The sequence below is a fragment of the Roseobacter sp. MED193 genome (genome assembly GCF_000152965.1).
Classification (GTDB): Bacteria; Pseudomonadota; Alphaproteobacteria; order Rhodobacterales; family Rhodobacteraceae; genus Pseudophaeobacter.
This window is the reverse complement of the sequence record NZ_CH902583.1, coordinates 804,275-817,249: the sequence shown is the minus strand read 5'-3', so window position 1 is coordinate 817,249 and position 12,975 is coordinate 804,275. Positions and strand designations below refer to the sequence as shown.

The 12,975-nt window shown below is 58.0% G+C and carries 13 protein-coding genes; 5 read left to right on the top strand and 8 right to left on the bottom strand.

The window, feature by feature from the left end:
- Positions 1-154 precede the first annotated feature (154 nt).
- From MED193_RS06400 to MED193_RS06390, 3 genes are all read left to right on the top strand, one after another.
- Positions 155-640, top strand: coding sequence for a (2Fe-2S)-binding protein (locus tag MED193_RS06400; protein ID WP_009808857.1), 486 nt, complete (start codon positions 155-157; stop codon positions 638-640).
- A 120-nt stretch (positions 641-760) separates the two neighbouring features.
- The gene (locus tag MED193_RS06395) at positions 761-3,124 is read left to right on the top strand and encodes a xanthine dehydrogenase family protein molybdopterin-binding subunit (RefSeq protein WP_009808856.1); all 2,364 of its coding nucleotides are present in this window, start codon (positions 761-763) and stop codon (positions 3,122-3,124) included.
- A 110-nt stretch (positions 3,125-3,234) separates the two neighbouring features.
- Entirely contained in the window at positions 3,235-4,026 is a 792-nt protein-coding gene (locus MED193_RS06390) for a xanthine dehydrogenase family protein subunit M (RefSeq protein ID WP_009808855.1), read from the top strand.
- A 154-nt stretch (positions 4,027-4,180) separates the two neighbouring features.
- On the opposite strand, the gene infC is transcribed toward MED193_RS06390, so the two are convergent.
- A complete protein-coding gene (gene infC / locus MED193_RS06385) occupies positions 4,181-4,729 on the bottom strand; it encodes a translation initiation factor IF-3 (protein WP_039965977.1) in 549 nt (182 codons plus the stop codon).
- Positions 4,730-5,098: 369 nt separating this feature from the next.
- On the opposite strand from infC, the gene MED193_RS06380 reads away from it, so the two are divergent.
- Complete coding sequence (locus MED193_RS06380; protein ID WP_009808853.1) at positions 5,099-5,797, top strand: hypothetical protein; 699 nt, start codon at positions 5,099-5,101, stop codon at positions 5,795-5,797.
- Positions 5,798-5,897: 100 nt separating this feature from the next.
- Here the strand turns inward: MED193_RS06380 and MED193_RS06375 are convergent, their stop codons facing one another.
- The 6 genes from MED193_RS06375 to cobA all read right to left on the bottom strand — a co-directional run bounded on the left by MED193_RS06375 (position 5,898) and on the right by cobA (position 10,819).
- On the bottom strand, positions 5,898-6,758 hold the full coding sequence (locus MED193_RS06375; RefSeq protein ID WP_009808852.1) for a ferredoxin--NADP reductase: 861 nt from the start codon (positions 6,756-6,758) through the stop codon (positions 5,898-5,900).
- A 146-nt stretch (positions 6,759-6,904) separates the two neighbouring features.
- Entirely contained in the window at positions 6,905-7,306 is a 402-nt protein-coding gene (locus MED193_RS06370; protein ID WP_009808851.1) for a DUF934 domain-containing protein, read from the bottom strand.
- Between the two features lie 5 nt (positions 7,307-7,311).
- Positions 7,312-8,085, bottom strand: a complete 774-nt coding sequence (locus MED193_RS06365; protein WP_009808850.1) for a phosphoadenylyl-sulfate reductase — start codon at positions 8,083-8,085, stop codon at positions 7,312-7,314.
- A gap of 4 nt (positions 8,086-8,089) precedes the next feature.
- On the bottom strand, positions 8,090-9,754 hold the full coding sequence (locus MED193_RS06360) for a nitrite/sulfite reductase (RefSeq protein WP_009808849.1): 1,665 nt from the start codon (positions 9,752-9,754) through the stop codon (positions 8,090-8,092).
- Positions 9,747-10,055, bottom strand: coding sequence for a DUF2849 domain-containing protein (locus MED193_RS06355; protein ID WP_009808848.1), 309 nt, complete (start codon positions 10,053-10,055; stop codon positions 9,747-9,749). Before MED193_RS06355 ends, MED193_RS06360 begins: the two co-directional genes overlap by 8 nt.
- Positions 10,055-10,819 carry a uroporphyrinogen-III C-methyltransferase gene (gene cobA, locus MED193_RS06350; protein ID WP_254655491.1) on the bottom strand — a complete coding sequence of 255 codons (765 nt, stop codon included), beginning with the start codon at positions 10,817-10,819 and terminating at the stop codon, positions 10,055-10,057. Before cobA ends, MED193_RS06355 begins: the two co-directional genes overlap by 1 nt.
- Positions 10,820-11,019: 200 nt before the next feature.
- On the opposite strand from cobA, the gene MED193_RS06345 reads away from it, so the two are divergent.
- The gene (locus tag MED193_RS06345; protein ID WP_009808846.1) at positions 11,020-11,487 is read left to right on the top strand and encodes an Lrp/AsnC family transcriptional regulator; all 468 of its coding nucleotides are present in this window, start codon (positions 11,020-11,022) and stop codon (positions 11,485-11,487) included.
- Positions 11,488-11,715: 228 nt separating this feature from the next.
- Here the strand turns inward: MED193_RS06345 and MED193_RS06340 are convergent, their stop codons facing one another.
- Positions 11,716-12,897, bottom strand: coding sequence for a cytochrome P450 (locus MED193_RS06340; RefSeq protein ID WP_009808845.1), 1,182 nt, complete (start codon positions 12,895-12,897; stop codon positions 11,716-11,718).
- Positions 12,898-12,975 lie beyond the last annotated feature (78 nt).

Sequence of the window (12,975 nt, the reverse complement as noted above, 5' to 3'; positions counted from 1 at the left end):
CGGCCTCCTCTGAAAGGAGGCAGCAGCGGGCAGGGGCGAGATTTTGCCAAGCGGTAAAATTGTTTGTGACGGAGCGTTTAAGGGGGTTCGCGCAGGCGCAATCCCGTGCTTAACTTCTCTCAGCCACTAATAAGTAGCAAAATGGGAGGAATTCATGACCAAGGTCTCAATGACCGTGAACGGCAAAGCCGCGAGCGGTGACGCAGAGGGTCGCACGCTGCTGTCGTCGTTCCTGCGCGAAGAACTGGGGTTTACCGGAACACATGTGGGCTGTGATACCAGCCAATGCGGTGCCTGCGTTGTGCATGTGAACGGTGTTGCGGTAAAATCCTGCACCATGCTGGCCGTTGAGGCCGAAGGCGCAGAGGTTGCCACTATCGAAGGTCAGGCAGCGCCAGATGGCACGCTCAATACCATTCAGCAGGCCTTTCAGGATCATCACGGGTTGCAGTGCGGTTTTTGCACGCCAGGCATGGTGATGTCGACTGCCGCTCTGTTGAAAGAAAACCCAAAGCCCAGTGAACAAGAGATCCGTGAGTATCTCGAAGGCAATATCTGCCGCTGCACCGGCTACCACAATATCGTCAAGGCGATCATGGCCGCATCTGGTCAGGATGTCTCTGCTATCGCCGCTGAATAAGCCGCCGCTCCTGGGCCTCATTGGGAGGTGTGGCCCCCGAGGACATCAAGACGCAAGGATCAAACTGCATAACCAAGAGGTGCGCCCGAGGGCGGCACCCTCCAGGGAGGAGATTTGAATATGCCTAAAGATACTGGCATTGGCGCCAGCCCAAAACGGCGCGAGGACGTCAGGTTCCTGACGGGAACCGGCAATTACACCGATGATATTAATCTGAACGGTCAGGCCTATGTGCATTTCCTGCGCTCGGATATGGCGCATGCGCGGATCAATTCCATTGATACCGCTGCGGCTTCGGCGATGCCCGGCGTGGTGCGGATTTTCACTGGCGCCGATTTTGAAGGCGTTGGCGGCATTCCCTGCGGCTGGCAGATCACTGATAAGCATGGCGAAGCGATGCAGGAGCCGGCCCACCCGGTTCTGGCCCAGGGCAAGGCGCGCTATGTGGGCGATGCCATTGCCGCTGTTGTCGCGGATACGGCCGAGCAGGCCCGTGATGCGGCCGAGGCAATCGAGCTGGACATGGAAGAACTACCAGCGGTCATCGATATGAAAGCGGCTGTGCAGGAGGGCGCTACCAAGGTCCATGACGATCTGACTTCGAACCTCTGCTATGACTGGGGTTTTGTTGAAGAAAACAAACCCGCCGTTGAAGAGGCCTTTGCCAATGCCGCCCATGTGACGACGCTAGAGCTGGTCAACAATCGGCTGGTCGCGAACCCGATGGAGCCGCGCGTTGCCGTGGGCGATTTCAATCGCGCAACAGGTGACAGCACGCTCTATACCACCTCGCAGAACCCGCATGTGATCCGGCTGTTGATGGGCGCTTTTGTATTGGGTATCCCCGAGCACAAGCTGCGCGTCATCGCACCGGATGTGGGCGGTGGCTTTGGCACCAAGATTTTCCACTACGCCGAAGAGGCCTTTTGTACCTTTGCCGCAAAGGCACTGAACCGGGCGGTGAAATGGACCTCTTCGCGCTCAGAGGCCTTCATCTCGGATGCCCATGGACGGGACCATGTCTCCACCATTCAGCTGGCGCTGGATGCGGACAATAACTTTACCGCGCTGCGCACCGATACCTATGCCAATATGGGCGCCTATCTGTCGACCTTTGCGCCCTCGGTTCCAACCTGGCTGCATGGCACGTTGATGGCCGGTAACTACAAGACGCCGCTGATCTATGTGAACGTGAAGGCGGTCTTCACCAATACGGTGCCAGTGGATGCATATCGCGGGGCGGGCCGTCCCGAGGCGACCTATCAGCTGGAGCGCGTCATCGACAAAGCCGCGCGCGAGTTGGGCGTTGATCCGGTGGCTCTGCGGCGGCAGAACTTTATCACCGAATTCCCCTATGCCACCCCGGTGGCGGTGGAATATGACACCGGTGACTATAACGCCACCATGGATAAGCTGGAAGAGATTGCCGATATATCAGGTTTTGCCGCGCGGCGCGCGGCCAGCGAAGCCAAGGGTAAGGTGCGTGGCCTCGGCGTGAACTGCTATATTGAGGCCTGCGGCATTGCCCCCAGTAATCTGGTGGGTCAGCTGGGCGCCCGTGCGGGGCTTTATGAAAGCGCTACGGTGCGGGTCAACGCCACTGGTGGTCTGGTGGTGATGACGGGGTCGCATAGCCATGGACAGGGGCATGAGACGTCGTTCCCGCAGGTGATCGCGGAAATGATTGGTATCGATGAGAGCATGGTGGAAATCGTGCATGGCGACACCGCCAATACGCCAATGGGCATGGGCACCTATGGGTCTCGCTCGTTGGCGGTTGGCGGATCTGCCATGGTGCGTGCCACAGAGAAGATCATCGCCAAGGCCAAGAAGATCGCCGCCCATATCCTTGAAGCCTCAGATGCGGATATCGAGCTGAAGGATGGTCAGTTCTCGGTTGCGGGCACGGATAAATCCCTGGCCTGGGGCGATGTAACCCTGGCGGCCTATGTGCCGCATAACTACCCGCTGGAGGATATCGAGCCTGGTCTGGAAGAGACGGCATTTTATGATCCGGCCAACTTCACCTATCCGTCAGGTGCCTATGCCTGCGAAGTGGAGCTGGACCCGGAGACGGGCAAGGTCAGCATTGAGCGTTTTGCCGCTGCTGATGATTTTGGCAATGTGGTCAATCCGATGATCGTGGAAGGGCAGGTCCATGGCGGTATCGGCCAGGGCATTGGTCAGGCGCTGCTTGAGGCGGCTGTCTATAACGATGAGGGGCAGCTCCTGTCGGCCTCTTATATGGACTATGCCATGCCGCGCGCGGATGATCTGCCATTTTATCAGGTGGACCATTCTTGTCAGACACCCTGTACTCATAACCCCTTGGGGGTAAAGGGCTGCGGTGAAGCTGGTGCCATTGGGTCGCCGCCTGCGGTCGTAAATGCTGTGGTGGATGCCTTGCAATCCATGGGCAAGGATATCACCCATGTGGACATGCCTTTGAGCCCGGCACGGGTCTGGTCGGCGATGCATGAGTAACAAAGCTCCGGGATAAGAGGATGGGCGAGGGGCGCGGCCCCTCGTGCTCCCCGGAATATTTTGGGAAAGATGAATGAGCCGGCAGATCCGGTTCTGGGAAGGAAAGCGGAATGTATAATTTCGATGTTGAAAAACCCACAAGCATAGCGGATGCGGTGGCTGCGCTGGCAAGCGATGATGAGGCTCAGGCGCTGGGTGGTGGCCAGACCCTGATTCCGACGCTGAAACAGCGCCTGGCGAGCCCTTCGAAGCTGGTCTCGCTGAGTGGTGTTGCAGAGATGCAGGGGGTCAGCACGGATGGCGGTGTTGTCAGTATTGGCGGTGCAACCCCTCACGGGGTTGTGGCTGCTGAAGTCGCGCAGAGCTATCCGGCATTGGCGGCATTGGCGGGCAATATTGGGGATCCTGCGGTGCGCAATCGGGGCACCATTGGCGGTTCGCTCGCCAATAATGATCCAGCAGCCTGCTATCCGGCGGCAGCTTTGGCCAGTGGCGCGACTATTGTCACCAATGGCCGCGAGATTGCGGCGGATGACTATTTTGACGGGCTGTTCACCACAGTGCTGGAGGAAGGCGAGATTGTCACCCAGGTACGCCTGCCGGTGCCGGAGGCAGCAAACTATCAAAAATTCGTCCAGCCGGCCTCGCGCTTTGCCCTTGTTGGGGTCTTTGTGGCCAAATTCGCGGATGGCGTTCGGGTGGCTGTGACAGGTGCCTCGGAAGATGGGGTTTTCCGCTGGAGCGAAGCTGAGGCCGCATTGAGTGCAAATTTCAGTGCTGATGCGCTGGATGGCCTGTCGGTTGCGGCGGATGGCATGATGGCAGATATCCACGGTTCCAAGGCCTATCGTGCCCATCTAATTGGCGTTCTGACGAAGCGGGCGGTTGCCGCGGCGGCCTGACCTAACAGGCTGAAATAGAAGCAAAGGGCTGGGCCGGGGCAACCTGTCTGGCCCTTCTGCGATCTCGCTGTTACTGGTGCCAGCCAGGATCCAGACACAAAAAAGCCGCCTCTTCCACAAAGGAAGAGGCGGCTTTGTCCAAACAGGGTCTGGATTATTTCTGGGGTAGAGGCCCGATCATCATGACCATTTGGCGGCCTTCCATTTTGGGCATGTTTTCAACCTTGCCCATATCCTTGACGTCTTCGGCGACGCGTTCCAGCAACTGGCGGCCCAGGTTTTGGTGCGCCATTTCGCGTCCGCGGAAACGCAGTGTGATTTTCACCTTGTCGCCGGCCTCGAGGAATTTGAACACATTGCGCATTTTGACGCTGTAGTCATTGGTGTCGGTGTTGGGCCGAAATTTGACCTCTTTGACCTCAATGATTTTCTGCTTTTTGCGCGCTTCGCTTTCGCGTTTCTGCTGCTCGTATTTGAACTTACCAAAGTCCATGATCTTGCAGACAGGAGGTGTCGCGTTGGGCGAAATTTCAACCAGATCAAGACCGGCCTCATTTGCCATGTCCATAGCCTTGGCAGGGTGCACGACCCCGACATTTTCGCCATCAGCGCCAATCAGGCGAATTTCAGAGGCGCGAATTTTTTCGTTCGTGCGCGGGCCGGTGTCACGTTGCGGCGGCGCATTATGAGGTCTGCGGGCTATGGCTTTGATCCTTTGATTATTGCCGAATTTCGAGCACGGAACTTAAACGGAACGGTGGAATGTTTCAAGGCGCAACCGTAGCGGCTTGAGCGGAATTCCCGTGGGATTGTCGTTTTTTTGGAGCAGGATCCAAGGTTTTAGTTCTGCAACATGGCCTCGGCCACAAATTGGTTCGGGTCAAGAGGGAATTCTCTAGGGCAATTGGTCTGGCGGCGGGTTGCTTTGGAAGGGTGAGTCTGTCGGCAGGCTTTGGCTGATCGGGCTGGATGAGGAATGCTGCTGGATATTCCCCCTTGTGGAAAGCGCCCGTTGAGCGCACCTCCCTGATATCGAGCCTGCAAGGATGCAGGTGAATGAAGGGTAAAGGTCATGAAGCCGATTTTTGTAATTTTGGGACTGGGTGTTGTTGCGGCAGGGGGCTATTTTTATGTCCAAAGCCAGAATGAAGCAGAACCTAACGTTGTTGAACAGCAAACGACTGCTCCTGCGGTCGAGGAAACCGCAGAGGAAGCGGTGGACGAGCAGGTGGAAGCGGTTGTTGAAGAGACAGAAGCCGCTGCCGAAGAGGCGGTTGAAACTGTGACCGAGGCGGCTGAAAGCCTGGTAGATGAGGTGACTGAAACAGCTTCCGAGGCTGCCTCCGACGCCAGTGAAGCCGCTGTTGAAGCGGCCACCGAGGCCGTAGAGGCCGGCGCCTCCGTTGCAGAGGCAGCAAGCGCTGCGGCGACAGCCGCCACCGAGGCCGCCGTCGAGAGCGCCACGACCGCAGCCCAAGCGGCGACTGAGACCGCAGCTGAGGTCGCCTCTGAAGCTGCAACCGCTGTCACAGAAACTGCTACTGAGGCAGCGGCACAGACCGATGCTGGCGCCAGCTCTGCCCTGGGTGGGATGAGCGAGTATCTCACTCTTGACGGTTTCGACTTTGACAAGGTGATTGAAATGATCAACGGCTCAGAGCTGGACGCCTTGAAGAAGACCATGCTGAACACAGCCTTGACCAAGGCCAAGGACAATCCTGAACTGCTTTCTGGCGTGCTGGATCAGGTGAAGGCGGCGTTGGGGCTGTAATAGCGGTCTTTCGCCCCTCCAGAGCCAAATACGAAATCGGGCAGTCTCTTGCGAAAGAGGCTGCCCGATTTCATGTGTTTCTGTGGTGCGCGCACGGCGGCTAGTCCAAAAAGGCCTTTTCCACAACATACTGTGCGGGTTTGGAATTGGCACCTTCTTCGAGCCCGGCCTTTTCCAACATGTCCTTCAACTCAAGATTAAAGGCCATGTTGCCGCAAATCATCGCCCGGTCATTGTCAGGGCAAAGTGGCGCTACATCGAGATCCTTATAGGCCTCACCAGAATTGATCAGATCGGTGATCCGGCCCATCTTGGGGCTCTCTTCTCGGGTGGTGGTGGGGTAATACTTGATCTTCTTCCAGAAGCCATCCCCAATCACTTCATTGAGCAGCTCATCGTCTTTCAGCCCCTCAATCAGTTCACGACCATAGGTCAGTTCACCGGCGGTGCGGCAGGTATGTGTGATGATGACCTCGTCGTAGTCTTCATAGGTCTGTGGTTCCCGCAGCAATGATGCAAAGGGGGCAAAGCCAGTGCCTGTGGCAAAGAACCAGATGCGCTTGCCTGGGATCAGCGCGTCATGCACGAGAGTCCCAACGGGTTTGGGGCGCAGGATGATCTCATCGCCAACCTTGATGTGCTGAAGACGCGAGGTGAGTGGGCCGTTTTCGACTTTGATGGAGTAGAATTCCATTTCCTCGTCCCAAGAGGGTGACGCAATGGAATAGGCTCGCAGCAGCGGCTTTTGTTTGCCGGTCTTTTCATTGACCTCGCCCATCAGGCCGATCATCACAAATTCACCGGACCGGAAGCGCAGGCTTGCAGGGCGGGTGCAGCGGAAGGAAAACAGTTTGTCCGTCCAGTGCTTCACTTCGGTTACGGTCTGGGCATCGGGCAGGGCAGGGGTGGCCTTTACAGGCGTGTCGGTCGCAGCATCTGTCACGGGCGAAATCTCGTTCATTCGGTTGCACTACCGGTTAGTTAAACCGGCACCTCTGATTAATCTTTGATGTAGGTCAGGGGAAGCCCCGGAATCTGCAACGCCGCAGCGTCGTTGACGCGAGGGCGCGGCTGGCCGGGGCCGTCCTGATGGAAAGAGGGGCTGGCTTAGCCGGTGGCAGAGCCACCGCGAAGGCGGGCCTGGTAGTTATGCGCGCCCCATTGGGCGCGGGCAAGCCATTGCTCCTGAGGCTGACGGGCGGCGAGCTCATCGCTGATTTCCACCTCGTCGAATCCGGTACGCCGGGCCATGGCATATTGATCTGCGAGAACATGACCCTTGGCGCGCAAACGGCCCCCATAGCCCATTAAGCGCAGTTGCCGCGCAAGGGTGAAACCTCGTCCATCGGCAAAGCTGGGGAAATCAATGCGAATGATCTCAACCCCTGCCAAACGATCACTGAGCGTCGCCGGATCCGTGTCTGAGGCCAGATCTAAGGTCGTTTCGGCCTCGAATCCTGCGGTCCAGGTCTCAGAGCCAAAGCCCGCGTCGGTTACAATTACAGTCATATCACTTATGCTCCTGTGCGGATGAATTGGCCGTTCACAACGTGAATGCCACATTCTTCCTTGCTTTGGTCACGCCAGCGTCCAGCGCGGGGATCTTCGCCTGCGGCCACTGGCGAGGTGCAGGGGGCGCAGCCGATCGACGGGTATCCCTTGGCCACCAGCGGATGGCGGGGGAGGCGGTTTTCAGTCATATAGGCGCGGACATCCTCTGGCGCCCAGTGGGCCAGCGGATTGATTTTGATGCGCCCGGTTTGGCCCATTGCGGTCTTTTCGACCTCAAAGAAGTCCAGAGCAGCGCGACTGCCCGCCTGAAAGCGTTTGCGCCCAGTAATCCAGCCGTCAAAGCCATCAAGGGCGGCCTGAAGCGGGGCGGTTTTACGCAGGGCACAGCAGGCATCGGTGTCACTAAAGCGCAGAGCGCCATAGGGGTCTTTTTCCGCGATATCTGCCGCCTTTACGATTTGCACATTGCGCAGGCCTAGGCGTTCGCTCACTTCCTGCTGGTAGACCAGCGTTTCGGTGAACAGCAGCTCGGTATCTACAAAGAGCACGGGCACCATCGGATCGATCACCGCAGCCATATGCAACAGCACCACGGATTCAGCGCCAAAACTGGAGACCAGCGCGATGTGACCCGCATCATTCAGTGCGCCCTGCATCACCGCAGTCGCAGAATGGTGTCGGTAGCGGGCATTGAGGCCCGCCACCTTGGTGGTCAGGGCGTTCTGCGCCGCAGAGGCCCCATCCTGTGCAAAGGTATCTGTTTCAAGGTTCACCATGGGGCTATGCCACCTTTTTCTGAGCCTCGGGGTAGAGCGCGGACTTGAAAGGCACCATGCCGAGACGACGATAGGTTTCCAGGAAGGTCTCACTTTCGTCGGAGCGAAGGCCCATGTAGGCGTCCACCAAACGCTCGACTGCGGGCACGATCTCGTCATAGGCAAAGCCCGGTCCGGTGCGTTTGCCGATGGCAGCGGTTTCAGTGGCGTCGCCCCCCAGGGTGATCTGGTAGTTTTCCACCCCAGCGCGGTCCAGGCCTAAGATGCCGATATGGGCCACGTGGTGGTGGCCACAGGCATTGATGCAGCCGGAGATCTTGATCTGGAGATGACCGATATCATGCTCCAGTTTCAACGCCTCAAACCGGGTAGCGATTTCCTGTGCGACGGGGATAGAACGCGCTGTCGCCAGCGCGCAATAGTCCATGCCGGGGCAGGCGATGATATCCGAGATCAGGCCGATATTGGCGGTGGCTAGCCCGTTTTCTTTCAGCCGGGCATGGATCGCGGGCAGGTCGTTCTTATGGACATGTGGCAGGATCACATTTTGCTGGTGGCTAATGCGCAGCTCGTCATAGCCCAGCTCTTCTGCCAGCGCCGCCATGACCCGCATCTGTTCAGCCGTTGCATCGCCCGGCGTGGCACCGTGCTTCTTGATGGAGATGGTCACGATGGCATGTGCCGCGTCGCGGTGTTCGGCCAGGTTGGTGTCTGCCCAGGCGCGAAACACCGGATCGGCTTCATAGGCGGCTTCATAGGCTTCCGTGGGGCCCGCGCGCAGGGCGGGGGGCGTGAAATGGGTTTTGATATCAGTCAGCAGTTGCTGATCGGTGCCGTCAAATTCATGACGGCGTTCTTCAAAACGGGCCTCGACCAGCTCGCGGATTTTCTCAATACCGTTTTCCTGCACGGTGATCTTGATGCGGGCTTTGTATTTGTTATCGCGACGTCCCAACACGTTGTAAACGCTGAGCACGGATTCTAGATAGGGCAGTAGGTCTGGCTGCGGCAGGAAGTCCCGAATGACCTTGCCCACCATCGGCGTTCGGCCCAGGCCGCCACCAACAATGACTTCAAAGCCGATCTCGCCGTCTTTTTCCACCATGCGCAGACCCACATCATGCGCCTTGACCACAGCGCGGTCATTGGGGCTACCGGTGATGCCGATCTTGAACTTGCGGCCCAGGAACTGGAATTCTGGATGGTCAGTCGACCACTGGCGGATCAGCTCCGCATAGGGCCGAGGATCGGTCAGCTCATCTGCAGCTGCCCCGGCAAAATGATCGGCAGTGGTGTTGCGGATGGTATTGCCTGAGGTCTGAATTGCGTGCAGGCCAACCTCGCCCAGGGCATCCAGCATATCGGGGATGTCGTTGAGTTTGGGCCAGTTGTACTGGATATTCTGCCGGGTGGTGAAATGGCCGTAACCTTTGTCCCACTTCTCTGCCAGCAGGGCCAGAGCACGCATCTGGGCAGAATTCAAGGTGCCATAGGGAATTGCCACCCGCAGCATATAGGCATGCAGCTGCAGATAGACGCCATTCATCAGGCGCAGGGGCTTGAATTCATCCTCGGTGAGGGAGCCGTCGATGCGGCGGGCGACTTGGGCACGAAACTGAGCGTTGCGTTCTGCAAGGAAGGCCTCGTCAAAAGCGTTGTACTTATACATGGGCTGCGGCCTCCTGTTTGCCGTGGCTGTAATTGGATGGGCCTTTGCGGCGGAAATCTTCTCGGAAATGAACCGGTTCCGGGCCATTTTCGCCTGCCTTGGCATCGGCCAGATAGGCGCCGACAATCGAGATGTTTTGCTTTTCAGCCTCCAGCAGGCGAAGCTGGGCTTCGGCCTCGTCCACGATGAGCTCCGCCTGGGCAAGCTCGCGGGTCCAGCTGTTGTCTGCCTTGAAGTAGATCACATCCCCTTCCAACAGGTCGTTGGCGGTGATGACTTTTGGCGTAAAAGGACGGGCCATTATGCAAGCTCCATATTCAGGTCAGTAAGGGCAGTCACGCTTTGGCGTGGGGCGAGCCCAAGAAAGGTCAAGGCGGGGCCGTCAAAGGCGGCCTGCGCCAGATCTGTCGGCAGATATTCCAGTGTGGTCTCCAAGACGCGCTGATCCGCGCGGGAGGCGTTTTCAATCACGGTGACCGGCGTGGCGCGATTGGCGCCATGCATGATCAGACGGCCCTGCACAAAACGAGCGGATTTCTTGCCCATATAGATTGCGGCGACCTCACCGGGGCGGGCCAGCGCGGCCCAGTCCTGATCCGCAAAGCCCTTCATGTCGTGTCCCGTCACAAAGCGCACGGACGAGTTGCGACCACGCTGCGTCAGGCTTTGACCGATACCCGCCACAGCGGCTGAGGCGGCGGTGATGCCGGGCATGATCTGATAGGTGACGCCCGCCTCTTCGCAGGCAGTGAGCTCCTCATCCAGGCGACCAAAGATGGTGGGGTCACCGGATTTCAGACGCAGTACCTTTTTGCCCGCCAGCGCGTGTGCCACCATGCGGGCGCAGATCTCGGGCTGGCTCATCGAGGGACCAAAGCCTTCTTTGCCGACATCTTCCAACTGGCTGTGGGGGGCGGCAAGAGCCAGAATTTCAGCACTGACCAGGCGGTCAAACAGCACAACATCCGCCTCTTGCAGGGCACGGGCCACTTTGAGGGTCAACAAGTCAGGATCGCCAGGGCCGGAGCCCGCAAAGGCCACCTGGCCTTTGGCTAGGCAACACATGCCGCTGCGAGTGTGAGCGGTGGATTTTGCGGTATGTGTGATGGGACCGGTCATATCGGACCTCTTTGCTGGAGTTTGACTTGAGGATAGATATAGGAAATATTCCCGCTATTACGCTATATGCCTGGGTAAATAAGGAATAATGTCCCAGCTATCGGTGCAGCCAGATAGAATGGTCCTGAAACAGAGGGAAAACGAGAATGACAGTGCGGATCGATGCGACAGACCGGAAAATTCTGGCAGAGCTGCAGCGCGATGCAGGGCAATCCTTGGATGAAATTGCCAAACAAGTGGGCAGTTCGAAGACGCCGGTGTGGAATCGGATCCGAAAGCTGCGTGAGGCTGGCGTGATCGGTCAGCAAACCGTGATGCTGGATGCAGAGGCTCTGGGGTTTGAGGCTTGTTTCTTTGTTCTGATCCGCACTTCGGAGCATGAGGCGGACTGGCAGGCCAAGTTCCTGAAGGCCCTGCGGGACCGCCCGGAAGTCCAAGAGGCGCATCGTTTGGCGGGCGATATTGACTATATTCTCAAGGTACGGGTGCAGAATGCCCGGGCCTATGACGTTTTTTACCAAGCGCTGATTTCGGAGGTGAAGGTCCATAATGTGACCGCGCTTTTGTCGATGGAAGAAATCAAATCCACGACCATGCTGCCGCTTGAGAGCTGAAGGATGACAAAAGGAGCGCTACCGCGCACTGATTTCTGCTTGTGGCACTGCAACGCAGAACGCGGGCGGCAGTGAGTCTGGCTGCCTTGTATGGATTTGCTGAGAAGCGCTTCAGGGGCAGAACTGCCCTGAAGGCGCAATCGCTAATTTGATAAGGCTAGGCGCTTCAAGGGCCAGCCGTGCCAGAGGCACGGGGGTCGTTGGCCCTCCTTGACCCGTGAGGCGGGGCTAGCGCGTTACGCGCAGCTCTGTCAGCCCGTGGAAGTGATAGCTGTTGCTGTAGTGCGGATCTGCTGCGAGTTTGAGGTCAGGACAGCGTTCAAACAGAATGGGTAGAGCGATCTGCATCTCCAGGCGTGCCAGCGGCGCGCCGACGCAAAAATGCAATCCGCCGCCAAAAGACATATTGGTCCGGGCAGGCCGGGTGGGATCAAAAATTTCTGCCTTGTCTTCGGCGGCAGGGTCCCTGTTGGCAGAGGCCAGCAATAGCGCGACCTGGTCGCCACGTTTAAAGGTGTGGCCCATGACCTCTATCTCTTCATAGGCGTAGCGGGTGAACATATGCAGCGGTGGATCAAACCGCAGGATTTCTTCCACCAGATTTTCGATGCCATCTGGCGCCAACCACGCGGAGTCCCAGCCCTGCTGCAGCATGGTTTTGATGCCGTTGCCAAGGGCGTGCACGGTCGCCTCATGGCCTGCGTTCAGCAGTAAGATGCAGGTACCGATCAGCTCTTGAGTGCTAAGCTTGTCGCCCTCTTCTTCTGCGGCAATCAGGCGTGTGATGAGGTCATCCGCAGGCGTGCTGCGGCGCTGCTCTATATAGCTGGCTAGGAAATCGCTAAAGGCCTGTGCCGCATTGGCCGCTGCGTGTTCGGTCTCAACAGTTTTTGCGGCTTGATACATTGCGACCATGTCGTGTGACCAGCTCAGCAGCTGTGGAGCCATGTCGCTTGGCACCCCGAGCAGGCGGCAAATGGTGATCACCGGCACCTGAGTGCAATAGGCTGACAGCAGGTCAAAAGGCTGATCGGGAAAGGTATCAATCAACTGATGGCACAGCCTCGCAAGGCCTGCCTCCTGTGCCTTAATTTCACGCGAGGTGAAGGCGCGCATCACCAGTTTGCGCAGTCTGGTATGGCGAGGGGGCTCTGCCTCAAGCATGGAATGGGCTTCGATGGCCATAAAGGGCGCCAGGTGTTCGGGCGCGGGCCTGGCGGCTTCGGGTGGAATCTCGCGGCCAAAACGGCGATCACGCAGGATCGCATGTACGGCGGCACGGCGAAAGGCTGCAGGCATACCGTAGTCTTGCCAAAAGTTCAGCCCGCCCTGCGCGCGGGCCTTTTCATAAAACGGGTAGGGGTCTTGCACAAAGGCGGGATCTGTCGGGGATTGAGTGACTGTTTTCATGGAGGGATTTTGCCGTCATGGCTGGTGTTTGCAAGAGCAGTCTTGCTAGAGTGTTCAAAAACCAAAGGTCAAAAGAAA